Here is a 23731-nt window from a genome sequence, read left to right as displayed (position 1 = left end):
TTTTTTATGGATAAAATATATTCGGTAAACGGACCTGTAGTAAAGGTTGCAGATACGAAAAGCTTTGCCATGCAGGAAATGGTCTATGTGGGCAAAAAGCGTCTTATCGGCGAGGTCATAAGAGTGCAGTCCGATTTTACCACCATTCAGGTCTATGAGGGAACAACAGGGCTTATGCCCGGCGAGCCTGTTACCTCAACAGGCGCACCGATGTCAGCCACCCTCGGCCCCGGTATAATAAATAACATCTTTGACGGCATCGAAAGACCTCTCAAGAAGCTTGAAGAAGTCTCAGGCGCATTTATCACTGACGGTGCAGACGTAAGCTCGCTTGATACAGAGAAAAAGTATCCCGTTACAATGACAGTGAAAACAGGGGATAAGCTTTCCGCAGGGGATATTTATTGCACCTGCCCCGAAACGCCACTTATCACACATAAGTGTATGCTTTCCCCTCTGTCAAAAGGCGGAGAGGTCATATGGACTGCCGAAAACGGTGACTATACAATAAATGACGTTGTGGCAAAAATAAAAGCCCCTAACGGAGCAGTAGAGGAGCTTACCCTCTGCCAGAAATGGCCTATCAGAACATCAAGACCATGCAAAAACCGCCTGCCTATTACAAAGCCGTTGGTAACAGGTCAGCGTATCGTTGATACTATTCTGCCTGTTGCAAAGGGCGGAACAGCCGCTATCCCTGGGGGCTTCGGCACAGGCAAGACCATGACCCAGCACCAGCTTGCAAAATGGTGTGACGCAGATATAATCGTCTATATAGGCTGCGGCGAGCGTGGAAACGAAATGACGCAGGTGCTTGAGGAGTTCTCAGAGCTTATCGACCCGAAAACACAAAGACCGCTTACCGACAGAACAGTGCTTATCGCAAACACTTCAAATATGCCTGTCGCCGCCCGTGAAGCCTCTATCTATACGGGCATAACCCTTGCCGAGTATTACCGTGATATGGGTTATCATATCGCAATTATGGCAGACTCTACTTCACGTTGGGCAGAAGCTCTCCGTGAGATATCAGGCAGACTTGAAGAAATGCCTGCCGAGGAAGGTTTCCCTGCCTATCTGCCGTCACGAATTTCTGAGTTCTATGAGCGTGCAGGCTATGTTGAAACTCTGGGCGGCAAGGAAGGCTCTGTTACTATAATCGGAGCAGTTTCGCCCCAAGGCTCTGACTTTTCCGAGCCTGTCACACAGAACACAAAGCGGTTTGTACGTTGCTTCTGGGCACTTGATAAATCCCTCGCCTATGCAAGACATTATCCTGCAATAAACTGGAACACAAGCTATTCCGAGTATACAGAAGACCTTGCAGATTATTATAATAAAAACGTCAATGAGAACTTCATGAAAGTCAGACAGGAGATATCAAATATCCTCGTTGAGGAAAATACCCTTATGGAGATAGTTAAGCTCATGGGTACAGACGTCCTCCCTGACGATCAAAAGCTTCTTATCGAAACCGCAAGAGCCGTAAGAGTAGGCTTTTTACAGCAAAACGCCTATCATAAGGACGATACCTACGTCCCCCTTGATAAGCAGTACCGCATGATGAAGCTTATCACAGATTTCTATGTCCTTGCAAAGAAAGCACTTTCACAGGGCGTGAACGTTGATAAAATAATAGGCTGCGGCTGGATAGAAAAGCTTATCAAAGTCAAGTATGATATACCGAACGATAAAATAGAGCTTTTTGATGAATACGAAAAGAATATGAAAGCCGATATGGAGGCTTTGACAGGAGGTGCAGGAGCGTGAACGTAAAATATATCGGTCTTAGCGAAATAAACGGACCGCTCGTTGCACTTGACCATGTAAGCGGCATTTCCTATGACGAAATGGCAGAAATAAAACTTGATGACGGCACACGCCGCCTTGCAAGAGTTGTAGAGGTGGAAAAAGACAGAGCCGTTTTGCAGGTTTTCGAGGGAACAAAAGGACTTTCCCTTGTTAATACCACCACAAGCTTTCAGGGCAAGCCTATGGAGCTTGCATTGTCTACCGAAATGCTGGGCAGGATATTCAGCGGAGCAGGCAAGCCTATCGACGGTCTGGGAGAGATCTTCCCCGAAAAGTACCGTGACATAAACGGCTCGCCCCTTAACCCTGTTTCAAGAACATATCCTCGAAACTATATAAACACAGGAATATCCTCCATAGACGCCCTTACTACCCTTATAAGAGGTCAGAAACTCCCTATCTTCTCAGGTTCGGGACTTTCTCATAATAAGCTCGCCGTGCAGATAGTAAGGCAAGCGAAAATTGCCGACGAAAACGGGCAGGATTTCGCAATAGTTTTCGGAGCAATGGGCGTAAAAAACGACGTTGCAGATTATTTCAAACGCTGTTTCGAGGAAACAGGCGTTTTGCAGAGAGTTGCAATGTTTTTAAACCTCTCCAACGACCCTATCATAGAGCGTATCCTCACCCCAAGATGCGCCCTCACTTGTGCCGAATATCTTGCCTTTGAGCACGATATGCACATTCTCGTTATCCTCACAGATATGACTTCCTATGCCGAAGCCTTGCGAGAGTTCTCCTCATCAAAGGGGGAGATACCGGGAAGAAAAGGCTATCCGGGCTATCTCTATTCCGACCTTGCCTCTATCTATGAAAGAGCAGGCATTGTAAAGGGTGCAAAAGGCTCTGTTACGCAGATACCGATACTCACCATGCCGAATGACGATATCACCCACCCTGTCCCTGACCTTACAGGCTATATAACCGAGGGGCAGATTGTTCTTGACAGAAACCTCGACCAAACAGGCGTTTATCCTGCTGTTTCTATCCTGCCGAGCCTTTCAAGACTTATGAAAGACGGCATAGGCGAGGGCTATACAAGGGAAGACCACCAAATGGTGTCAAACCAGCTTTTTGCAGCCTATGCAAAGGTGCAGGACGCAAGAAGCCTTGCCTCCGTTATCGGTGAGGAGGAGCTTTCCGATACCGATAAAGCCTATCTGAAATTCGGTACGCTTTTTGAGAAGCATTTTATCGACCAAGGCTTTGACGTGAACCGTTCCATAGACGAAACTCTCGACCTAGGCTGGAGCTTGCTCTCCACCCTGCCGAAATCAGAGCTTGACCGTGTTGACGAAGAACATCTGGAGCATTATTACAGTGCCGAAAAAGCTAAGGCACTTTTTGCAGAGGACTAAAATTCAGTGCCGCACAAATAATTATGTAGGGGCGAACATTGTTCGCCCGTTATTCCACAATATTGCGGTTATTTATGATATTGCCGTCACTCACAATATTGTTGTTTGCGATTTTGAAATTATTTGCAACATCACTATTCCAATGCTGAATAAAACGGCTCACAAAGAAAAAATCGGGCGAACAATGTTCGCCCCTACTGGACTTTATTTATATACAGTGATATAATAGAAACCTGCTAAGAAAAATCAATAGGCAAAATGAACAAAGTTGAGAAAAGAAGCAAAGGAAAAAACGATATAGCAAAGCTGACGTTTGAAGGAAGTATTCAAACGCCCGATGAGTATGTACCTGAGACTACAATTAATGTTCGGAGTAAAACTCCATAACCTTGCCGTAGTAAACTCGAAGGAATTTGTTAAGCCCCGCAATCATTGCTTCTTTGCCGCATTTCCCTTCGCTGCGTTTCTTCTGAATAAAGTCATAGACAGCATTGTCGGCAGGTTTGTGTTTGATTAAGGACTGCATGATCTCGTAGCCTGTTTTTCGCAGATAACTGTTTCCACGCTTGGATATATGACGCTCAGAAGCGTGGAATGCACCCGACTGATAAGGCGGAGCGTCAATGCCTGCATAGGCAATGAGAGAGTGCTTGTTTTTGAATCTGCGTACATCGCCAATTTCAGCAATGATACGTGGAGCAAGTGTATCTCCGATACAATCCATTTCCTTGACAACAGAATATTCAGGCAAGGTGTTGCAAAGATCCTGCATTTGTGCTAAAATGGTATTGCGTGATTCCTCTATTGAGTGGATCAGCTTGACGGCTTCACTAACGGCAATTTTGACGGATTGGGAGTTAGGAAGCGTAGGGATACCGTTTTGAGCAAGGGCAAGGATTTCCGCTGCCTTACGCTCGTTTAAGCGGTATCCCTTTTTCTTTGCCCATTTGCAGTAATCAGATGTAAATTTCATTTCTCCCATATCGAGAATATTCTGAAAATGAATATATCGACTGACAAACTCGGTCAGCTTGTGATTTTCACCTTGATTTGAAAGAACATCATTGATTTTGGGCATAACTTGGTCAAGAAGATTGGAGAAGTTCACCTTTGATTTAACAAGCATACCTGTAACCTGATAATACTGACGTGCAAGAAATTTAAGTTCATCGTATATAACATTAGAGGGATAAGCCTTAACAAGCTCGTTCCAGTATGTAATACCGAAAGATGCGATTTTAATCGAATCAATTTTATCGGTTTTTGCTCGTCTTATGCTTTGCGAGCAGAACTTCTTCATACGCAAGGCATTTACACAGCATACAAAAATGTTGTGAGAAGATAAATAGGTCGCAACAGGAAGATGATAGTGACCTGTATCTTCCATAACAACACGGGTTTCTTCATCGAATGATTTGATGAGAGAAATAAGAGAATCCAGTTCATCGGCAGTGTGACCAATGTCAAAGGGTGATTCAAGTATTTCGCCGCAAGGTTTCATAATGCAAACAGTACTTTTTCCTTTTGATACATCAATTCCTACACTAATCATGATAAATCCTTCTTTCTGATATTTTGTAATGTTTCCGCTCAGGAGCTTATTAAAATTCATTTTGGTTAGTGATGCGAACGCTGCTGTAAACACAGCAGGTACAACCTGCTTAATCGAATTTTATAACAAGAAGGCGGCTGACACTTTCTATTACGAACGCTTAGTTCTAAGGAGATGACCGTCAGTCCATTACCTTCTTATTATATCAAAATAAGCATAGCCTGTCACCACTGTAGTCAGCAGTTTGGACTATGCTAATATCATACCAAAGAGGGTGTGACCAATGGCTGAACAGCAGGTCTTTGCCACAAAGGGAAATCTTATACTTTATAAAAAGGCTCTTAAACTTGCCGCATTGGGCTATGAGCTTCTGGACAGAAAAAGAAATATCCTTATAAGAGAGCTTATGAGCCTTGTTGACAAAGCAGGGGAGCTTAGAGGAAGCATTGAGGACACCTACAAGGAAGCCTACAGCGCACTTCAGCTTGCAAATATCTCCATGGGTCTTGTTACACCTTATGCAAATTGTATCCCTGTTGAAACAGGCGTTGAGATAAGCACAAGAAGCGTCATGGGCGTTGAGCTGCCAAAGGTCACCCTTAAAGAACGCCCTCTGAAAGTCACATACGGCTTTTCTCAGACCGATTCTCAGCTTGACAGAGCCTATCTTGCCTTTGAAAAGGTAAAACAGACCACAGCAGTCCTCGCAGAGGTGGAAAACAGTATCTACAGACTGTCCGTAGCCATAAAAAAGACACAGCGCAGAGCAAACGCCCTGCAAAACATAATCATTCCAAGAAATGAACACATAGTGAAATTCATTACTGACTCTCTTGAAGAAAAGGACAGAGAGGAGTTCTCACGAATGAAAGTAATAAAGGCGGCAAAGCTAAAGTCGGCAAAATGATATTTGTAATGGCGCAGCGTAATTTCTGCAATGTTATTGTAGGGGTTGGCGCCCTCGACAGCCCGCTTTTCAACGTTGTTTTGTTTATTGTGGGGGCGGTCACTCTCCGTGACGGGCATTTCACGCTGTGCATTTATTAATGCAACACCCTTGTACTGCACAAATAAATTGTAGGGGCGACATGAGGTCGCACGTCTAGTCGCCAGCTTGCAGCATTATAAAAACATGAAAGGAAAGATAAAAATGGAATATATCAAAAAAGTATTCAGAAGCTATTGGATATTGTCTATATTCTGCGTAGTGCTGGGCATTGCGCTCATAATCGACCCTAATTTCTTCACCGCCGCCATAGGCTATGTTATTGGTGGACTTTTCACCGCATTCGGTGCAGTGGAGCTTATAAGATACTTCGCCATGGGCAGAGACGACCAGAGCTATTCTTCAAGCCTTGTGAGAGGGATCATCCTCGCCGCCATAGGCATTTTCATTATCATAAGACCTGATTTTATCCCGAAAGTCATTGCCGTTGTCTGCGGACTTTATATGCTCATAAGCGGCATCGTGAACATTCAGGACTCCCTTAACCTTAGACGTGCAGGTGTAGAAAGCTGGAACGTAAGCTGTATCTCAGCCGCTGTTACCACTCTCGTTGGTATACTTCTCCTCTTTGACCCTCTTATTTTAGGCGAAACCGCAATGATAGTCCTTGGTATCGCTCTGCTCGTTTCAGGTGTGACAAATATCTTCGGCTGTTTTACCGCAGGCTCAAAGCTCAAAAAGGTAAATAAGCTTATGAAAAAAGAGCTCAAAGACAGACCTGATAAGGATCATTATATAGATATTTAGGATATTATCGTAGGGGCGACCTAGGGTCGCCCACTTTTTTTTCTCACTATTTTAGCAGTTTGATGTATTTCTTTACAAAAATGTGTGCATTTTATTGACATGAGATGTGATTTCACAAGTTTCAACAAATATTTTTGCGTCGATTTGTAAAAGTCTATAAAAATTAAAAAAAGCCTTGACAAATGAGGTCAAAAGGTATATACTCATAACTGTAAACAGCAAAGGCGCTGTGAACCACTTAGGTTCGCAGTGTCTTTTTTTTATTTTTCTTAGACTATAATTTATAATAGGAGGAATTCAATATGGCAAACGTTCCTGAATATTTCGGCTCAGACGTATTCAATGAATCAGTGATGAAAGAAAGACTTCCAAAGGCTACATATAAGGCTTTGAAGAAGACTATCGACAACGGTGATCCACTTGATATCGAGGTTGCAAACATCGTTGCTAATGCAATGAAGGATTGGGCAGTTGAAAAGGGCTGCACACATTACACTCACTGGTTCCAGCCAATGACAGGTCTTACAGCAGAAAAGCTCGACAGCTTTATCTCACCAACTGAGGACGGTCACGTTATCATGGAGTTCTCAGGCAAGGAGCTTGTTAAGGGCGAACCTGACGCTTCTTCTTTCCCTTCAGGCGGATTGAGAGCAACATTCGAGGCAAGAGGCTATACAGCTTGGGACCCAACTTCATACGCATTCATTAAGGAAAAAGCACTTTGTATTCCTACTGCTTTCTGCTCATACAATGGCGAAGCACTTGATAAGAAAACTCCGCTTCTCCGTTCAATGGAAGCTATCAATAAGTCAGCTCTCAGAATTTTGAAGATGTTCGGCTCAGACGCAACAAGAGTTACAGCAAACGTTGGTCCTGAGCAGGAATACTTCCTTGTAGACAGAGAGATGTATGCAAAGAGAGAGGACCTTATCCTTGCAGGCAGATCACTTTACGGCGCACCTGCTCCAAAGGGTCAGGAACTTGAAGATCACTATTTCGGTACTATCAAGACAAGAGTTCAGGCTTACATGAAAGACCTTGACGAGCAGCTCTGGAAACTTGGTATCTACGCTAAAACAAAGCATAACGAGGTTGCGCCTGCTCAGCACGAGCTCGCTCCTATCTATGGCACAACAAATATCGCCACCGACCACAACCAGCTCACAATGGAGATCATGAAGAGAACAGCCAGAAAGCACGGCTTCAAGTGCCTGCTTCATGAGAAGCCATTCGCTGGCATCAACGGTTCCGGTAAGCATAATAACTGGTCTATCTCAACAAACACAGGTGTAAACCTCCTCGACCCTGGTAAAACACCTGCTGAGAACGCTCAGTTCCTTCTGTTCCTTACAGCAGTTATCAAGGCTGTAAATGATTATCAGGATATCCTGAGAGCTTCAGTTGCTTCTGCCGGTAACGACCACAGACTTGGCGCTAACGAAGCTCCTCCGGCTATTATTTCTATCTTCCTTGGCGACGAGCTTACAGGCGTTCTCGATGCTATCGTAAACGGCGTTAAGTATGAGGACAAGAGAGTTGAGATGGAGATCGGTGTTGACGTTCTGCCACACTTCCCTAAGGATACAACAGATCGTAACAGAACTTCACCATTTGCATTCACAGGCAATAAGTTTGAGTTCAGAATGCCTGGTTCAAAGCTTTCAGTAGCAGGTCCTAACACAGTTCTTAACACTATCGTTGCTGACGTTCTCGATCAGTTTGCTGACGAGCTTGAAAAGGCTGACAACTTCCAGGACGCTCTTGATGATCTTATCAAGAGAACTATCAAGGAAAATCAGAACATCATCTTCAACGGCAATGGTTATTCAGACGAGTGGCCTGTTGAAGCTGAAAAGAGAGGACTTCTTAACCTTAAGTCAACTCCTGAAGCTGTTCCTGCATTCCTTGCACAAAAGAATGTTGACGTATTCTCTAAGTACGGAGTCTATACAGAAGCTGAGCTTCAGTCAAGAGTTGAGATCCTCCTCGACGAGTATTGCAAGACGCTCAATATCGAGGCTCTTACAATGATCGACATGGCTAAGAAGGAGATCCTTCCTGCTGCAGCTAAGTATATCAAGGATATCGCAAAGACTGCTGAGCTTGCAAAGAGCTGCGGTGCTGAAACTGTATTTGAGGAAGAGACCGTTAAGGAAATTTCAGCTCTCGTAACTGAGATGTACAAGGCACTTGGCACACTGGAAGCTGATGTACAGAAAGTACACTCTATCGAGGACACACAGGAAATGGCAAACTTCTTCCACGATACTATCTTTGCAGATATGGGTGCTCTCAGAGTTCCGGCTGATAAGATCGAAACACTGGTAGGCAAGGATTACTGGCCTTATCCAACATACAGCGATCTGCTGTTCTACGTTAAGTAAGGGACAATTCAAATTTTCAATATAACACGGACTTTATAACAAACTAACCACAGATCTACTACTTTGTTCCCCTACAGCTACAATAATATACAGAATGCACAATGAAGTGTATGACAGACCGAGCCGAATGGCTTTGGTCGTCATACACTTTTTTGTATTTTAGGAGGAAAAAGATATGACAAACACTGTAACAGTATTGGCTGAAAGCACAGGCTTCAGTGCCGTCAATACTATATGGGTACTGTTGGGAGCTGCACTTGTATTCTTTATGCAGGCAGGCTTCGCAATGGTTGAAACGGGCTTCACCCGTGCGAAAAACGCAGGTAACATAATCATGAAAAACCTGATGGACTTCTGTATCGGAACTCCGCTGTTCTGGCTCTTTGGTTTCGGTATAATGTTTGGCGACGGAAAGTTCATCGGAGCTTACAAGGGAATTGCAGATTCAACATATGCCTCAGCTGCTCCAGACGGAGTGCCTTTCTTTGCTTTCCTTATCTTCCAGACAGTTTTCTGTGCAACAGCAGCAACTATCGTTTCTGGAGCTATGGCAGAAAGAACAAAGTTCATTTCTTATTGTATCTATTCAGCAATTATAAGCCTTCTGGTCTATCCTATCGAGGCTCACTGGATCTGGGGCGGCGGCTGGCTCGCAGACCTCGGCTTCCATGATTTCGCAGGTTCGACTTGCGTTCATATGGCAGGCGGCGTTGCAGCATTCGTTGGCGCAGCTATCCTTGGCCCTCGTATCGGTAAGTATGACAAGAACGGCAAGGCAAAGGCTATCCCAGGTCACTCGCTTACACTTGGCGCACTTGGCTGCTTTATCCTTTGGTTCTGCTGGTTCGGATTCAATGGTGCGTCAACAACTTCAATGGAAGGCGACGCTATCCCGCTTGCAGGTAAAGTTTTCGTAACAACAAACCTTGCAGCAGCAGTTGCAACTATCACAACAATGATTTTTACTTGGATCAAGTATAAGAAGCCTGATGTTTCAATGACACTTAACGCTTCACTTGCAGGTCTGGTAGCTATCACAGCTCCATGCGACACAGTTTCACCAGTATCAGCAGCTATAATCGGTATCGTTGCAGGTATCCTCGTAGTTGTAGGTGTAGAGTTTATAGATCAGGTACTCAAGATAGATGACCCAGTTGGTGCTTGTGGAGTTCATATGCTCAACGGTATGTGGGGTACTATCGCAGTGGGTCTTTTCTCAGACGGTACTTGCGGTGAAAAGGGACTCTTCACAGGCGGTGGAGCACATCTCCTTGGTATCCAGCTTCTCGGTATGGTATCAGTTATCGCTTGGGTAGCTATCACAATGACTATCGTATTCCAGATCATCAAGCACACGATCGGTCTTAGAGCTTCCGAGCAGGAAGAGATCCTTGGTCTTGACGTTACAGAGCATGGTCTTGTATCTTCTTACGCTGACTTCGCACCAGCAATGTCACAGGCAATGCTCAGCTATACAAAGGACGACGCAAAGAGCGTTGTAAAGGTAGACAAGTCAACAGAGCCTGTAGTTCCTGTTGAGAAGGCCATCAAGGTAGAATCTTATGCAACAGACACACCGTCTGCTGACGGCACACCTAAGATGACAAAGGTCGCTATCATCTGCAAGCAGCAGAAACTCAACGATCTTATCACAGCTTTGGAGGACATCGACGTAACAGGTGTTACAGTAACGAACGTTCTTGGCTGCGGAATGCAAAAAGGACAGCCTGAGTATTACCGTGGTGCAGTTGTTGAAACAAATCTGCTGCCAAAGGTAAAGGTCGAGGTCGTTATTTGCAAGGTACCAACAAGAGCAGTTATTGATGCTGCAAAGGCAGCCCTTTATACAGGTCATATCGGAGACGGAAAGATCTTTGTATACAACATTGAGAACGTAGTAAAGATCAGAACGAATGAAGAGGGTTATGACGCACTTCAGGACGATTAAGCCTTAAAGATGACGGGTGACTACCCAATAAAATTGCCCCCATCCCACTTATAAATTATAGCTTGGAACCCGTGGTCGAGTAATTCGGCTGCGGGTTTCAAGTTTCTATGAGGGGGAGTATAAGTGAGGAATGAGGAGTGAGGAGTGAGGAATGGGCAAAGCCGACCAGAGTAAAGAACAAGCACAAAGTAAAAGTCAGCATCGAGCGTAGCGATTTTGCGGCGGAAGAACTTGCCCGAATAAGATGTAGTGGAGAGTTTTTGCGGTTATCGGACAATGTTGTCATCGTGGCTTGTTACTTCGAGGGGCGAACGGTGTTCGCCCCTACATATACATTGTGCGGTCATTAGGATTTGTGCAATAAAACAAAAACAGGACAGCCCTCATGAGCTGTCCTGTTTGCGTTAATGCGAATTATTCTTCTATTTCTGTGGTCTTGATGTGAAGCTCTTCAAGCTGCTTCTCGTCTACTGTGGACGGACAAGCACTCATAAGCTCGCTGGCGTTCTGTACCTTTGGGAACGCTATTACATCTCTAAGGCTGTCGGCATTGCAGATTATCATGGAAAGTCTGTCAAGTCCTATGCCCATGCCGCCATGCGGTGGTGCGGCATAACGATAGGCGTCTACGAGGAAGCCGAACTTTGCTTCTATCTCTTCGTCCGTCATGCCCAGTGCTTCAAACATTTTCTGCTGAAGCTCAAAGTCTGTTATTCTCATTGAGCCTGATGAAAGCTCTGTGCCGTTGAGGACAAGATCCCATGCCTTTGCACGGACGTTTGCAGGGTCGGTGTCAAGATAGTCAAGGCACTCCTCCATTGGCATTGTGAATGGGTGGTGCGCTGCTACCCATGTGTCGTTCTCGTCGTCATACTCAAAGAAAGGCATTTCTGTTATCCATACAAAATTGAACTTGCCCTCTGGGATAACGCCAAGACGCTTTCCGCAGATAAGTCTGAGTGCGCCCAAAGTTGGAAGAACTACCTTGTTCTTGTCTGCACAGATAAGAACGAGGTCGCCCTTTTCTGCTCCAACGGCTGCGTTTATCTTTTCAAGATCGCCCTCGCCAAGAAACTTCTTGAATGAGCAGTTTGGCTCGTCTGCCCAGCGGATATATGCAAGACCCTTTGCACCTATGCCCTTTGCGTGCTCAACAAGCTTGTCGATCTCTTTTCTTGTGTATGTTGCCGCACCGCCCTTGACGTTTATTGCACGAACTGAGCCGCCTGCCTCGATAGCTGACTTGAATACCACAAAGTCGATATCCCTAACGGCGTCTGTGATATCCTGTATCTCCATGCCGAAACGTGTATCAGGCTTGTCAGAGCCATAACGGCTCATAGCGTCTGCAAATGTCAGTCTTGGCAGTGGGAGCGTTACCTCTACACCGAGTATCTCCTTGAAAAGCTTTTCGATATAGCCCTCAATACAAGCCTGGATATCCTCCTGATCGACAAAGGACATCTCAAGGTCTATCTGTGTGAACTCAGGCTGTCTGTCAGCTCTCAGGTCCTCGTCACGGAAACATCTCGCAAGCTGGATATACCTGTCATAACCTGATATCATAAGGAGCTGCTTGTATATCTGCGGTGACTGTGGAAGTGCATAGAACTTGCCTGCGTGAACCCTTGAAGGAACGAGGTAATCTCTTGCGCCCTCAGGAGTGGACTTCATCATCATAGGGGTTTCTATCTCAAGGAAACCATTGTCATAGAAATACTCTCTTGTTATCTGAGCGATCTTATGACGGGTGATGATATTCTTCTGAAGCTTTGGATTTCTAAGGTCAAGGTAGCGGTATTTGAGCTTCAGCTCATCGTTTACCTTATCTGAGTTTGTTACCTCAAATGGCGTTGTTTCAGCCTTTGAGAGAATTCTCAGGTCTGTTACGGCAACTTCTATCTTGCCTGTTTTTAGCTTTTCGTTTACGCTCTCACGAGGACGTACCATACCCTTTGCCATGAGGACATACTCGCTTTTTACAAGCTGAGCCTTTTCAAAAACGGCTCTGTCTGTTTCATCATTGAATGCAAGCTGTACAAGTCCAGTTCTGTCACGGAGGTTGATGAAGATAAGGTTGCCCATATCTCTTACTCTGTCGGCAAAGCCGCATACAACGACTTCCTGCTCTGTTTCAGGCACTTCGCCGCAGTAATGGGTCCTGCGTAAGCCCTTCATTGTATCAAGTTTCATTTTACATTACTTCCTTTTCTTTGGGTTTATATTGATAAAAATTATTCGTCGCTTTCGTCTGTTTTGCTGACGGCAGGCGGGAAGCTGTCAAGATAGGCTCTGACGAACTTCTTCTTGTTGTCCCAGAACATGAGGAACAATCCCACGAGCCATATTGCGGCAAAGCATACTGCGCCTGTTTTCTCTTCCAGTGCCACAAGCATAAGGGTGAGGAAAAGCACAATCACCGTCCATATGATGTCCACAACATAGGCATAGATAGGCTTTCTGAACTTGCCGTATATCCTAGAGCCGTTGGGGGTCTTTTCTACCTTGCCATAAAAGCCTGTTGAGCCTCCGTCACGCTTTTTAGCGGTATGGTGGAATATCTGAAAGCTTTCGGCGTCTGTGCGGTAGCCATAAAAAATGGTATCGTCACGGTGGTTTTTCATGAACTTGCTTTGGGAGAGAATGTTTATGGTCGGTCTATGCTCGATAAGGTCGCCGTCAAGCTTTCTGAGAACTCTTTTGGGCGAAAGTGAGGTCTCTACCTCATAGGTCATGGGTCTTATTGCAAGCATTATTTATCTTCCTTTTTATCGGGATAATCAGCAGGGTCAAAGACCTTGTCGTTTATCTTTATCTGTCCGCCTGTGTGGGTGTTGCAGAGCATACCATAGATAGTGCCGCATTTTGTACACCTGAACTGGTGGAAAAGCTTTTCAGCATACCACTTGTTGTCGTTATCCATTATCTTATCAAGTGGGCAGGTCTGATAGGTCATTTCAACTTCCCCTGCCAGCAGCATTCTTGCAAGAGAACCTATGCAGAGCATATATTCCTGCGGAGTGTGTATTTCTGCCAGAGGTATTTTCTCGCACTGTTCACATCTCATTGCTTAGTTCTCCTTTCCGATAAATTTCTCTATATCAGCGTCGATATCCTTGAACATATCCGCCATGAGGGCGTTTGAAAAGTTCTCGGCAATGGTGTTGTCAAGCTTAATATCTGTCTGCTCGCCTGTTGCCATGTTTTTGAGCTTTGCAACGCCTGATTCTATCTCGTTGTCGCCAAGCACCATAACGAACTTTGCGCCTGTTTTGTTTGCATACTTCATCTGAGCATTAAGTCCTTTGCCTATAAGGTCATATTCTACGAAACAGCCCTCTTCTCTAAGCTCGGAGGCTATGCCCATTGCCTTTTTAAGGGCGTCCTCGCCCATTGGTACGATATAAAGGTCGCAGGTCTTTGGCTCCATATAGTCGCAGCCCTGAGCGTCCATTACCATGAGAAGTCTTTCAAGTCCCAGACCGAAGCCGAGGGCAGGGGTAGGCTTGCCGCCAAGCTGCTGGATAAGTCCGTCATAACGTCCGCCACCGCAGACTGTGCCCTGTGCGCCTATCTCATCGGTGATGAACTCGAAAACTGTTCTTGTATAGTAGTCAAGACCTCTTACTATCTTAGGGTTGATGTCAAAGTCGATGCCCATTACGGAGAGGTACTCCTGAAGCTTCTCAAAGTGTTCTTTGCAATCATCACAGAGATAATCGAGGATAACAGGGGCGTCCTTGCCAAGCTCCTGACAGTGTTTGATTTTACAATCAAGTATTCTCATTGGATTTTTGTCAAGTCTGTCCCGACAGGTCTCGCAAAGCTGGTCTTTTCTTGCGGCAAAATACTCTTTCAGAGCCTTGCGATACTCTGCACGGCAGGTTGGACAGCCTATAGAGTTGATGTTGAGCTTGATGTTTCTGAGTCCTGCTCTGTCAAGAACGCTTTTTGCAAGAGATATTACCTCTGCGTCTGCTCTTGGGCTTTCAGATCCGACCATTTCACAGCCAAACTGGTGGAACTCTCTGAGTCTGCCTTTCTGTGTATTCTCGTGTCTGAAAAATGAGAGGATATAATAGACCTTCTGCGGCAGACCCTCGTTCATAATGCCGTTTTCAAGGACAGCTCTCATTGTGCCTGATGTTCCCTCCGGGCGGAGTGTGAACTTTGAGTCGCCTGCTGCGGAAACTGAATACATCTCTTTCTGAACAACGTCTGTTGTTTCGCCAACAGAACGCACGAACAGACCTGTTTCCTCAAAAGTTGGTACTCTTATTTCTTTGAAGCCGTATATTTCGGCAGCTTCGGAAACTATCTTCTCTACAGTGTGCCACTTATAGACCTTTGAAGGAACGATGTCCTCTGTGCCTTTTGGCTTTTTAACTATCAATGCCATATAATAACGATCCTTTCTGTATTTTGTCTTGAACTTTTGAATACCGATATCGTTTAAATAGCTGTGATATCGGGACGTTGTTAATAAACGGGCGAACACTGTTCACCACTACATTAAAGAGCCTTGGTGCTGTAATTACAACGTTTCAAATTTCAAAATCGTCAATAAAACCTTTTTTTATATAATAACCGAATTTAAGGCATTCGTCAAGTGCTGTTGTGCTGCCTTTTTCGGTCATTGACCAATTATTTCGCTGAGTGCTGCCACGGCTGGCGGGGCAGGGGATAATTTTCTGTGTGAAAAAGTGCTGTGCAAGCTTTTTTGCGCGGCGCATATGATATGCGGTAGTGACTATAATAATGCTTTTGCAGTTTGGAAAATGCTCTTTAATAAGCTTGGCTGAGTTTCGTAGATTTTCCACGGTATCAAGAGAGTGTGTTTCCACAGTTATGGCGGAGGTCGGTATGCCGTATTTTTCGGCGGCGATGAGCATGGCCTTATACTCTTCCATTTCGCCTTGTGAAGTCTTTTGCACTTTTCCTCCGCAGAATATGAGATGTGGGGCTTTTCCCTCCTGAAAAAGCTTTGCCGCAAGGGGAACACGATAGTCGCAGGCTTTGCGGCTTCCCAGAACTATTATAACGTCGGCAGTTTCGCCTTTATAGTCAAGACCCTCGAAAAGAAGCTTGTCTACTATTTCGGGGGTGATGTTTTCTTTTGTTAGCTGGCTGGCTTTCATTGTCATACCGCCTTTGCTTTTTGATGTGCTGAGATAAGGTATTCGAGAGTAAGTGAGGAGCGAAAAAGCGGGACGTTGCATTTCTGTGAAGCAGAAATTGAGCCGCTCCCCTACGGGTGGTGGATAAAAAAATAAAGCCGTCCCCTAGTAAGGGACGACTTTTACCGTGATACCACCCTAATTATCCGAACATCTTCGTGCCGGATCACTCTAACGCTTTAACGCAGCTATACGTCCGTTCTTGAACAAACGGAAGCTCCAAGGTGTCCTTCTTCCTGCCCTTTGTGTGAACCCTCTCACCAACGGCTCTCGCTGAAACATAAGAACGGAATACTCTCCCTTTCATCGCTTTTGTATATGAAATTTCAATTATATCTTTGTAGGATTAACGATATCTCTCCAGTCAAGATCGCCTCGCTCAAGTGCGTGGATAAGCGCTTCGGCAGTGGCAATGTTTGTGGCTACCGGAATGTTGTGTACATCGCAAAGTCTGAGGAGATTCATATCATTAGGTTCGTGTGGCTTCACTGAGATAGGATCTCTGAAAAACAGAAGCAGGTCTATCTCGTTGCAGGATATTCTCGCTGCGATCTGCTGGTCGCCGCCCTGTGAGCCACTGAGATAACGCTGAACGTTAAGGCCTGTTGCTTCGGCTACCATTTTTCCCGTAGTACCTGTGGCACAAAGATTGTGCTTGCTGAGTACACCGCAATAGGCGATACAGAACTGTACCATGAGTTCCTTTTTTGTGTCATGAGCAATAAGTGCAATATTCAATGGAAACCCCCCGTTTATATATTGGTATATTAATGAACAAATAAGTTTCGTGATATAAAACAGCCGCACTATGCGCAGATATCCTCACGCACACGGCTGATAATATACTCAGACCTTGATGGAGAGGGGTATATGCTCGCCCTTTATTCTTCTTGAAATAGCAGAGAATGCAAGGAAGCCCATAGAGCTTGATGAAAGCGGCGCACCCTTTCCTGTTGCAAGAGGGATAGCACTGTCCTCAGGGATAACACCCAGAAGCTGAACGCCGACTGTGTCGATGATAGCGTCAAGGTCGTCCATTTCGTCAAACTCGAATATTCTCTTGTTTGCCTTGTTGATAACAAGTCTTTGCTTCTGATTTCCTCTCTTATAGAACTCGTCTGACATCATTCTCGCATCTCTTACGCATACAGGGTCAGGAGTTGTAACTATAAGAATAAGGTCGGAATTAGTAACTATATCAAATACAGAACCGTTGATACCTGCAGAGGTGTCAATGATTATGTATTCAAAATACTTTCTCATTTCCTGTGTGATCTTTTCGATATCCTCAGCCTTGAGCTGAACGAACGGGTCGGACGGAGCACAGAGAACGCTCAGGTTTGAAGCAAGCTTAACAGTTGTTGTTGCCTTGTATACGTCGCAAGTACCCTCAAGAACGTCACCTAGATCGTATGTAATATTACCCTGCATACCAAGCATGATATCCATACATCTCAGACCAAAGTCAAGCTCAATTATAAGTGTACGGTTTCCCTGCTTAGCAAGGGCATAACCGAGACAGGCGCTTATAGAAGATTTGCCTGTTCCGCCTTTACCGGAAGTAACTGCAATAATTTTTGACATAAAACTCATTGCTCCTTTCATATATCAATCCTGCGGCTGACCGCAGAACGCATCAGCAATAATAGCTTGCCCCTTCACAGCCGTGAAAAGGCAGATTTAAGAAAACGTTTCAGTACCCTCCGCAGGCAATGCGGAGAAGCATAGCGTTACCTAATAATATTGTACCACATATTTTGAAATTGTCAAAGACATTTGTACAAAAAAATACAAAATCGTTAATTCACATTAATTTTCACTTTTATTTTTGTCAATTTTGCACAATGTCATATCAGCGCTACAGAGTTTGTAATAATAAATCATAGCAAACCGATAAATTTATTATACGATAATATTATTAATGCTATAAAAATTATTTTTGAAAATTATATAACAAAATAAAAAATCGGACAGGTAGTTATAATTTTTGGGACAATACATATAAATGTACAAACTTTGAAAACAGAAAGCGAGGAAAAGGGTATGTTTATCAAGACAATAAAAGTAAAAAAGCCAACATTTGCGGTGATCGGGGCGGTTCTGGCTGCGTTGGCACTGTTGGCGGTGATAATAGTGACAGTGGTGAGGATATCGTCGCCTGCGGTGTACGAGATGAAAAGCGAAGCGCAAAGACAGGCGTTTTTGAAAGAAATGGGCTGGGAGGTGTCTGACGAATACGATGAATGCAAGGCTGTGACCATACCGAAAGAGTTCAATGAGGTGTATGAAAAGTATAATAAGCTTCAGAAGCAGCAGGGCTTTGATCTGGAGGACTATAAAGGGAAAACCGCTGAGGTGTATACATATTCTGTGAAGAATTATGGGAATAAGAAGCAGGAGGTCAGGGCTAATCTTATCGTCTGTGAGGGACAGCTTGTGGGAGGAGATGTATGCTCAGCGGAGCTGGACGGATTTATGCAGGGGCTGAGGAAAAAGTAGACGACTGAGCGTGAAACGTCGGCATTATGAACAAGGGTAAACTAATGCTTCATAGGTCGAAAAAAACCGATACAAATAGTAATAAAACGCCTGTGGAGCATATCTGCAGGCGTTTGCTTTTGGTCAAGTTTTTTCGCATATTTGACTTTTGGCGGTATCGTATGCTATAATCTTTATAAGAAAATTGTCAGAAAGGCTTTTGCTATGAGACTTGATAAATTTGTTTCTTCACAGCGTAATGATATTTCCCGAAGCATGGTGAGAGAGCTTTGCAGAAAAGGTCAGGTGACTGTAAACGGAAAGGTCGCCAAGGCGGCTGATGCTAAGGTCAGCGAAAACGATATTGTTGCCGTAAAGGGCGTGGAGATATGCTATAAAAAGTTTGTCTACATAATGATGAACAAGCCGCAGGGTGTGGTTTGCTCCACTCGTGACGGAGAGTCGAAAACTGTCCTTGAGCTGGTACCTCCTGAGATGTTCAGGGAGGGACTTTTCCCTGCGGGCAGGCTCGATAAGGATACTGAGGGCTTTGTGCTTCTCACTGATGACGGAGCCCTCGCCCACAGAATGTTGTCCCCTAAGACCCATGTTCCGAAAACCTATTTCGTCAGACTTCGTGACCCTTGGCAGGAAAATTATGCTCAGGCATTCGCTGAGGGCATGACTATCGACGGCGGAGAGAAATGTCTGCCTGCGGAATTTTCCGCAAGTGTGAACTGTCCCGATGAATGTACCGTTGTGCTTCATGAGGGTAAGTATCATCAGGTCAAGAGAATGTTTGAAAAGCTGGGAAATAAAGTAGTTTTTCTTAAGCGGATAAAGATCGGAGAACTGCCTTTAGATCCGGATCTGCCTCTTGGAAGCTGTTTAGAAATAATGCACAAAGATGTTGAAAGATTATTGACAGCGAAATCGTTTAAATGTAAGTAATTACCTATTCTATGTGAATTTTCGTCAATATTCATAATGAGATATAATAAAGTTTAGTAAAAAAAACTCTTGCGGGTATGTTAAAAATTTGTTATGATTAAAGCATAGCTAATTAGGATATTAGTAAAATTCAAATAGGGAGGTCCTTTTTTAATGGCAAGTGTATCATTAAGGGAAATTTATAAGAAGTATGCAGGCGGCGTTATCGCTGTTTCAGACTTCAACATTGAGATCAAGGATAAGGAGTTTATCATCCTCGTAGGTCCTTCTGGTTGTGGTAAGTCTACAACACTTAGAATGATCGCAGGTCTTGAAGAGATCAGTGAAGGTGAGCTTTACATCGGCGACAGACTTGTAAACGACATCGCTCCTAAGGATAGAGATATCGCAATGGTATTCCAGAACTACGCTCTGTATCCTCACATGACAGTATTTGAGAACATGGCATTCGGTCTGAAGCTCAGAAAGGTACCAAAGGACGAGATCGCAAGAAAGGTAGAGGAAGCAGCAAGAATACTTGACATCGCTCACCTTCTTGACAGAAAGCCAAAGGCTCTCTCCGGTGGTCAGAGACAGCGTGTAGCCCTCGGTAGAGCTATCGTTCGTGAGCCACAGGTATTCCTTCTTGACGAGCCTCTTTCAAACCTCGATGCTAAACTGAGAGCACAGATGAGAACTGAGATCTCTAAGCTCCATAAGAAGCTCGGTACTACATTCATCTATGTAACTCATGACCAGACAGAGGCTATGACAATGGGTGACCGTATCGTAGTTATGAAGGACGGTTACATCCAGCAGATCGACACACCAACAAATCTTTACAACGATCCAGTAAACCAGTTCGTTGCAGGATTCATTGGTTCACCACAGATGAACTTCATCGACGCTAAGCTTCTCAAGGTAGACGGCAAGTATGTTGTTGAGTTCGGTTCTGAGGATACAAAGACAACAAGAGGCGTTAAGTATCAGGTAACAGTTCCAGAGTCTAAGGTAGATCCTGAAGTTCTTGAGCCACTGGTTGATCAGGAAGTTGTTCTTGGTGTTCGTCCAGAGTGTATCCACGATGAGCCTGCATTCCTCGCTCAGGCTACAACAGGCGTTATCAACACAACTGTTGAAGTAACTGAAATGATGGGTGCTGAAACATATCTGTACCTCAACTGCGAGGGTATCCAGCTCACAGCTAGAGTTTCACCTCGTTCTGACGTTCGTCCACAGGATGAGCTTAAGGTTGCTATCGATCCTAACAGAATCCATATCTTCGATAAGGAAACTGAGAAGGCAGTTCTTAACTAATAAGAATTTTTATCATATTGATATAACCAAAAAGTACGGCTTTGTCCGTACTTTTTGTGTTATATGCGGTGTGAAACCGATTTCGCTATCATAGATTAGAAAGGTACAAATAATGAATACAAAAAAATTGTTGGCAGTGCTTGTGAGTGTTGCTATGTGCGGAGCGGCTTTTGCAGGCTGCGGAAATAATGCGGACAGCTCAAAGGCTGAAAGCAAAGCGGAGTTTTCAAGCTCGCAGGTTGAAAAAATGCCTGAAACTGACGAGGAGTGGACGCAGGCTATGTATGACAAGGCTATGGTGTCATACGGCAACACTTCTATGATGCAGAATGTTATAAAGAAAGCACAGTCAGGCGAAAAGGTCACTGTGGCGTATCTTGGCGGCTCTATCACTGAGGGTATTTCTGCCGGTGCAGACGGCTGTTATGCTAAGCTCACTTATGATTATTTTGCACAGAAATTCGGTACGGGGGATAACGTCCAGTATGTGAACGCAGGTCTTAGCGGTACGCCGTCTAAGCTTGGAATACTCAGGCTCGACAGAGATGTGCTGGCTTATGAGCCTGACATATGCTTTATCGAATTTGCAGTAAATGACGGCACTGAGACTGACTATCAGAACGCTTACGAGTCCATAGTCAGAACGCTTTTGCAGAAGAATATCACTCCTGTTCTGCTGTTCTCGGTGACAGAAAACGATCATTCTGCTCAGGATTATATGAAGCAGATAGGCGAGTTTTATCACCTGCCGATGATATCATACTGTGACGCTCTAAGATATCTTTTCGCAAACAACAGAATGACTTGGAAAGATTTCTCTGACGATCAGTCACACCCTAACACTGAGGGTCACAAGCTTGTGGCTTCAATGGTGGACTACTATTTTGACACTGTTATGGACGTTGCACCAGAGGGCGATTATGTTATGCCCACAGACACTGTTTTCTCTCCACGAGAGGTGGACGCTCATATGTATGAGGGCGACAGCCTTACACCAACAAGCCTTGGAAGTTGGAAGGAAGGCTCTACTATCGCAAGCTTCACAAATGGCTGGACTTACGACAACACCGGAGATAACAGCCCTATCGTATTCGACTTCAAGGACAAAAAATTCTTGTACATGATATACAAAGAGGTGAAGCAGGGCGAGTTCGGCAAGCTTCATGTTAAGGTAACAGCAGACGGAGAGGTGTATGACGAAAGCGATTACGATACCATAAGCCCGTCAGGCTGGGGAAATGCTCAGATACAGAATATCGCCATGATGCCTGAAGCAACTAACTATACCGTTGAGATATCAATGGCGGCAGGCGATGAGGACAAGCATGGAGAAGTGCTTGCCTTTGGCTATACTGAATAGCTGTTTGAAATTTTAGCAAAAATAATAAGGCAGATGGTTTTTTTAGCGGCTGTGGGAACGGCTTGCTCTGGAAAGCCGTCTGCCTGTTTTTTGTGTGTATTTATGTGGCGTTATGTACAAATAAGAAGGCTTCGATTTGTGAGTGTATACAAGAATTTGAATTAATACGCAAATAAAGAAATTATCCCCTGTTCATTTTTAATTTATTTATATTTTGGTGCTATAATGACTTGTGTAAAGATACATAAGTGGAAAATGTCTTTGTATACTTGATCTTATATGAAAATATGAACTTGTATGGCAGATAGCGGAAAGGTGATATCTATGATAAAAATGAAAAGAATATTTGCGGCGGCTTCTGCCGTTGTAATGGCGGCGGGAGTGTTCGCTTCCTGTGGAAATACAGACAGCTCTTCAAAGGCTGAAAATGTCGGAAGCTCCCACGTTACGGAAAAAGGCGAGATGCGTGATATTTCTTCTATGGACCTTGTGAAAGAAATGAATTTGTGCTGGAATTTGGGCAACTCCCTTGACGTGTGCAACGCCGACCGTGACGGTGACGGTCAGGTGGACGAAAATTCAGAGAAAGTTGACGAAACCCTGTGGGGAAATGTGAAAACTACTCCCGAAATTTTCGACCAGCTCAAAAAGGACGGCTTCAACGCAGTGAGAATACCTATCACATGGCGTGACCACCTGTCTGACGATTACACCATAGACGAGGACTGGATGAACAGAGTTGAAGAAGTCGTTGATTATGCTTATGACAGAGATTTCTATGTTATCATAAACGTTCATCATGACGGTGGCGGTGACCCTGACTTCGGTGCATGGATAAGAACGGAAGCCGAGGCTGATTACGAAAACTTTTCAAAAAAGTATAACAAGATCTGGACGCAGATAGCAAAGAGGTTTGAGAACTATTCTGATAAGCTTATTTTCGAGTCCATGAATGAGGTGGGCTTTGACGATATGGGAACAAATCAGGCTTACGAACTGCTCAACAAGATAAATCAGGACTTTGTTGACCTTATAAGGAAACAGGGCGGAAACAATCCGAAAAGGCATCTTTTGATAGCAGGCTATTGGACGGACGTGGAAAAGACCTGCTCAAAACTTTTCAAAATGCCCGATGACCCTGAAAATAGGTGCATAGTTTCGGTGCATTATTATACGCCTTGGGAGTTCTGCGTTTGCACAAATCAGTATAACTGGGGAACTGAGCCTGAGATAAAGACAATGGTCAATAACGTGAATAAGCTTAAAACTACATTTGTGGATAATGGCATACCTGTTATTGTGGGAGAGTATGGAAACTGCAAGGGCAATGACGAGGTGGACAGAGTGTTTTTTGACGAGTACTTTACGAAGCTCACACATGACATTGGCATACCGGCATTCTTGTGGGACGACGGCGGAGTGTTTGATAGAACTGATCTCACTTGGCAGGAAGAGGGACTGCTGGACGCTTTGCATAGAGCGGTGAGTGGAGAGGAGTATATTGTAGAGCGCATTAAGTGAGGGTTATAAGTGAGGAGTGAGGAATGGGCATAGCTGACCAGAGTAAAGACCAAGCATGAAGTAAAATTCAGAACCGAGCGTAGCGAGCAAAAGGTCCAGGGGCACGCCCCTGGTCAGGGTCAAGGGGTGAAACCCCTTGTG

General features: G+C 44.5%; 20 protein-coding genes and 1 other annotated feature. Of the genes, 12 read left to right on the top strand and 8 right to left on the bottom strand.

The window, feature by feature from the left end:
* Nucleotides 1–6 precede the first annotated feature (6 nt).
* Nucleotides 7–1770 (top strand): V-type ATP synthase subunit A, encoded by a 1764-nt coding sequence (locus RBI_RS10030; RefSeq protein ID WP_038672668.1) that lies wholly within the window; start codon nt 7–9, stop codon nt 1768–1770.
* Entirely contained in the window at nt 1767–3170 is a 1404-nt protein-coding gene (locus RBI_RS10025) for a V-type ATP synthase subunit B (RefSeq protein ID WP_038672666.1), read from the top strand. Before RBI_RS10030 ends, RBI_RS10025 begins: the two co-directional genes overlap by 4 nt.
* A gap of 361 nt (nt 3171–3531) precedes the next feature.
* Here RBI_RS10025 and RBI_RS10020 read toward each other — a convergent pair whose 3' ends face one another.
* Nucleotides 3532–4722 carry an IS110 family transposase gene (locus RBI_RS10020; protein ID WP_038670590.1) on the bottom strand — a complete coding sequence of 397 codons (1191 nt, stop codon included), beginning with the start codon at nt 4720–4722 and terminating at the stop codon, nt 3532–3534.
* Nucleotides 4723–5005: 283 nt separating this feature from the next.
* Here RBI_RS10020 and RBI_RS10015 point away from each other — a divergent pair, with 283 nt between their 5' ends.
* The 5 genes from RBI_RS10015 (at nt 5006) to RBI_RS14830 (ending at nt 11157) form a co-directional block, all read left to right on the top strand.
* Nucleotides 5006–5629 (top strand): V-type ATP synthase subunit D, encoded by a 624-nt coding sequence (locus tag RBI_RS10015; protein WP_038672664.1) that lies wholly within the window; start codon nt 5006–5008, stop codon nt 5627–5629.
* A gap of 243 nt (nt 5630–5872) precedes the next feature.
* The gene (locus RBI_RS10010; RefSeq protein WP_051706771.1) at nt 5873–6475 is read left to right on the top strand and encodes an HdeD family acid-resistance protein; all 603 of its coding nucleotides are present in this window, start codon (nt 5873–5875) and stop codon (nt 6473–6475) included.
* A 302-nt stretch (nt 6476–6777) separates the two neighbouring features.
* Nucleotides 6778–8859, top strand: a complete 2082-nt coding sequence (locus RBI_RS10005; RefSeq protein ID WP_038672662.1) for a glutamine synthetase III family protein — start codon at nt 6778–6780, stop codon at nt 8857–8859.
* A gap of 175 nt (nt 8860–9034) precedes the next feature.
* Complete coding sequence (locus RBI_RS10000; protein WP_051706769.1) at nt 9035–10807, top strand: ammonium transporter; 1773 nt, start codon at nt 9035–9037, stop codon at nt 10805–10807.
* 137 nt (nt 10808–10944) lie between these two features.
* Nucleotides 10945–11157, top strand: a complete 213-nt coding sequence (locus RBI_RS14830; protein ID WP_148303599.1) for a hypothetical protein — start codon at nt 10945–10947, stop codon at nt 11155–11157.
* Nucleotides 11158–11221: 64 nt separating this feature from the next.
* Here the strand turns inward: RBI_RS14830 and aspS are convergent, their stop codons facing one another.
* The 7 genes from aspS to RBI_RS09965 form a co-directional block, all read right to left on the bottom strand.
* A complete protein-coding gene (aspS, locus tag RBI_RS09995; RefSeq protein ID WP_038673483.1) occupies nt 11222–12985 on the bottom strand; it encodes an aspartate--tRNA ligase in 1764 nt (587 codons plus the stop codon).
* A gap of 56 nt (nt 12986–13041) precedes the next feature.
* Entirely contained in the window at nt 13042–13560 is a 519-nt protein-coding gene (locus RBI_RS09990; protein ID WP_051706767.1) for a hypothetical protein, read from the bottom strand.
* Nucleotides 13560–13874, bottom strand: a complete 315-nt coding sequence (locus tag RBI_RS09985) for a hypothetical protein (protein ID WP_038672660.1) — start codon at nt 13872–13874, stop codon at nt 13560–13562. Before RBI_RS09985 ends, RBI_RS09990 begins: the two co-directional genes overlap by 1 nt.
* A gap of 3 nt (nt 13875–13877) precedes the next feature.
* A complete protein-coding gene (hisS, locus tag RBI_RS09980; RefSeq protein ID WP_038672658.1) occupies nt 13878–15206 on the bottom strand; it encodes a histidine--tRNA ligase in 1329 nt (442 codons plus the stop codon).
* A gap of 145 nt (nt 15207–15351) precedes the next feature.
* On the bottom strand, nt 15352–15945 hold the full coding sequence (locus RBI_RS09975) for a YdcF family protein (RefSeq protein WP_038672656.1): 594 nt from the start codon (nt 15943–15945) through the stop codon (nt 15352–15354).
* A 147-nt stretch (nt 15946–16092) separates the two neighbouring features.
* Nucleotides 16093–16300 (bottom strand) — a binding site (T-box leader).
* 14 nt (nt 16301–16314) lie between these two features.
* Complete coding sequence (mgsA, locus tag RBI_RS09970) at nt 16315–16722, bottom strand: methylglyoxal synthase (protein WP_022287015.1); 408 nt, start codon at nt 16720–16722, stop codon at nt 16315–16317.
* Nucleotides 16723–16830: 108 nt separating this feature from the next.
* Nucleotides 16831–17568: a P-loop NTPase gene (locus tag RBI_RS09965; RefSeq protein ID WP_022287014.1), complete on the bottom strand. Its 738-nt coding sequence runs from the start codon at nt 17566–17568 to the stop codon at nt 16831–16833.
* Nucleotides 17569–18027: 459 nt separating this feature from the next.
* Between RBI_RS09965 and RBI_RS09960 the strand changes: the two genes are divergently transcribed.
* The 5 genes from RBI_RS09960 to RBI_RS09940 all read left to right on the top strand — a co-directional run bounded on the left by RBI_RS09960 (nt 18028) and on the right by RBI_RS09940 (nt 23590).
* Complete coding sequence (locus RBI_RS09960; RefSeq protein ID WP_051706764.1) at nt 18028–18483, top strand: DUF4830 domain-containing protein; 456 nt, start codon at nt 18028–18030, stop codon at nt 18481–18483.
* Nucleotides 18484–18687: 204 nt separating this feature from the next.
* Nucleotides 18688–19413 (top strand): pseudouridine synthase, encoded by a 726-nt coding sequence (locus tag RBI_RS09955; protein ID WP_038673478.1) that lies wholly within the window; start codon nt 18688–18690, stop codon nt 19411–19413.
* A 153-nt stretch (nt 19414–19566) separates the two neighbouring features.
* Nucleotides 19567–20709: an ABC transporter ATP-binding protein gene (locus tag RBI_RS09950; RefSeq protein WP_022287011.1), complete on the top strand. Its 1143-nt coding sequence runs from the start codon at nt 19567–19569 to the stop codon at nt 20707–20709.
* A gap of 112 nt (nt 20710–20821) precedes the next feature.
* The gene (locus RBI_RS09945; RefSeq protein WP_038672653.1) at nt 20822–22069 is read left to right on the top strand and encodes an SGNH/GDSL hydrolase family protein; all 1248 of its coding nucleotides are present in this window, start codon (nt 20822–20824) and stop codon (nt 22067–22069) included.
* Nucleotides 22070–22393: 324 nt separating this feature from the next.
* The gene (locus RBI_RS09940) at nt 22394–23590 is read left to right on the top strand and encodes a glycoside hydrolase family 5 protein (RefSeq protein WP_051706761.1); all 1197 of its coding nucleotides are present in this window, start codon (nt 22394–22396) and stop codon (nt 23588–23590) included.
* The last annotated feature ends 141 nt before the right edge of the window (nt 23591–23731 follow it).

The organism is Ruminococcus bicirculans (ex Wegman et al. 2014) (genome assembly GCF_000723465.1).
Taxonomy (GTDB): domain Bacteria; phylum Bacillota; class Clostridia; order Oscillospirales; family Ruminococcaceae; genus Hominimerdicola; species Hominimerdicola aceti.
The sequence above is the reverse complement of the archived record's forward strand: the minus strand, read 5'-3'. Positions and strand labels throughout refer to the sequence as shown.

Excerpts from the sequence above, each read along its gene's own strand:
- RBI_RS10030 (WP_038672668.1), top strand. The coding sequence starts at position 7 with ATGGATAAAATATATTCGGTAAACGGACCTGTAGTAAAGGTTGCAGAT.
- RBI_RS10020 (WP_038670590.1), bottom strand. The coding sequence starts at position 4,722 with ATGATTAGTGTAGGAATTGATGTATCAAAAGGAAAAAGTACTGTTTGC.
- RBI_RS10015 (WP_038672664.1), top strand. The coding sequence starts at position 5,006 with ATGGCTGAACAGCAGGTCTTTGCCACAAAGGGAAATCTTATACTTTAT.
- RBI_RS10010 (WP_051706771.1), top strand. The coding sequence starts at position 5,873 with ATGGAATATATCAAAAAAGTATTCAGAAGCTATTGGATATTGTCTATA.
- RBI_RS10005 (WP_038672662.1), top strand. The coding sequence starts at position 6,778 with ATGGCAAACGTTCCTGAATATTTCGGCTCAGACGTATTCAATGAATCA.
- RBI_RS10000 (WP_051706769.1), top strand. The coding sequence starts at position 9,035 with ATGACAAACACTGTAACAGTATTGGCTGAAAGCACAGGCTTCAGTGCC.
- aspS (WP_038673483.1), bottom strand. The coding sequence starts at position 12,985 with ATGAAGGGCTTACGCAGGACCCATTACTGCGGCGAAGTGCCTGAAACA.
- RBI_RS09990 (WP_051706767.1), bottom strand. The coding sequence starts at position 13,560 with ATGCTTGCAATAAGACCCATGACCTATGAGGTAGAGACCTCACTTTCG.
- RBI_RS09985 (WP_038672660.1), bottom strand. The coding sequence starts at position 13,874 with ATGAGATGTGAACAGTGCGAGAAAATACCTCTGGCAGAAATACACACT.
- hisS (WP_038672658.1), bottom strand. The coding sequence starts at position 15,206 with ATGGCATTGATAGTTAAAAAGCCAAAAGGCACAGAGGACATCGTTCCT.
- RBI_RS09975 (WP_038672656.1), bottom strand. The coding sequence starts at position 15,945 with ATGAAAGCCAGCCAGCTAACAAAAGAAAACATCACCCCCGAAATAGTA.
- RBI_RS09965 (WP_022287014.1), bottom strand. The coding sequence starts at position 17,568 with ATGTCAAAAATTATTGCAGTTACTTCCGGTAAAGGCGGAACAGGCAAA.
- RBI_RS09960 (WP_051706764.1), top strand. The coding sequence starts at position 18,028 with ATGTTTATCAAGACAATAAAAGTAAAAAAGCCAACATTTGCGGTGATC.
- RBI_RS09955 (WP_038673478.1), top strand. The coding sequence starts at position 18,688 with ATGAGACTTGATAAATTTGTTTCTTCACAGCGTAATGATATTTCCCGA.
- RBI_RS09950 (WP_022287011.1), top strand. The coding sequence starts at position 19,567 with ATGGCAAGTGTATCATTAAGGGAAATTTATAAGAAGTATGCAGGCGGC.
- RBI_RS09945 (WP_038672653.1), top strand. The coding sequence starts at position 20,822 with ATGAATACAAAAAAATTGTTGGCAGTGCTTGTGAGTGTTGCTATGTGC.
- RBI_RS09940 (WP_051706761.1), top strand. The coding sequence starts at position 22,394 with ATGATAAAAATGAAAAGAATATTTGCGGCGGCTTCTGCCGTTGTAATG.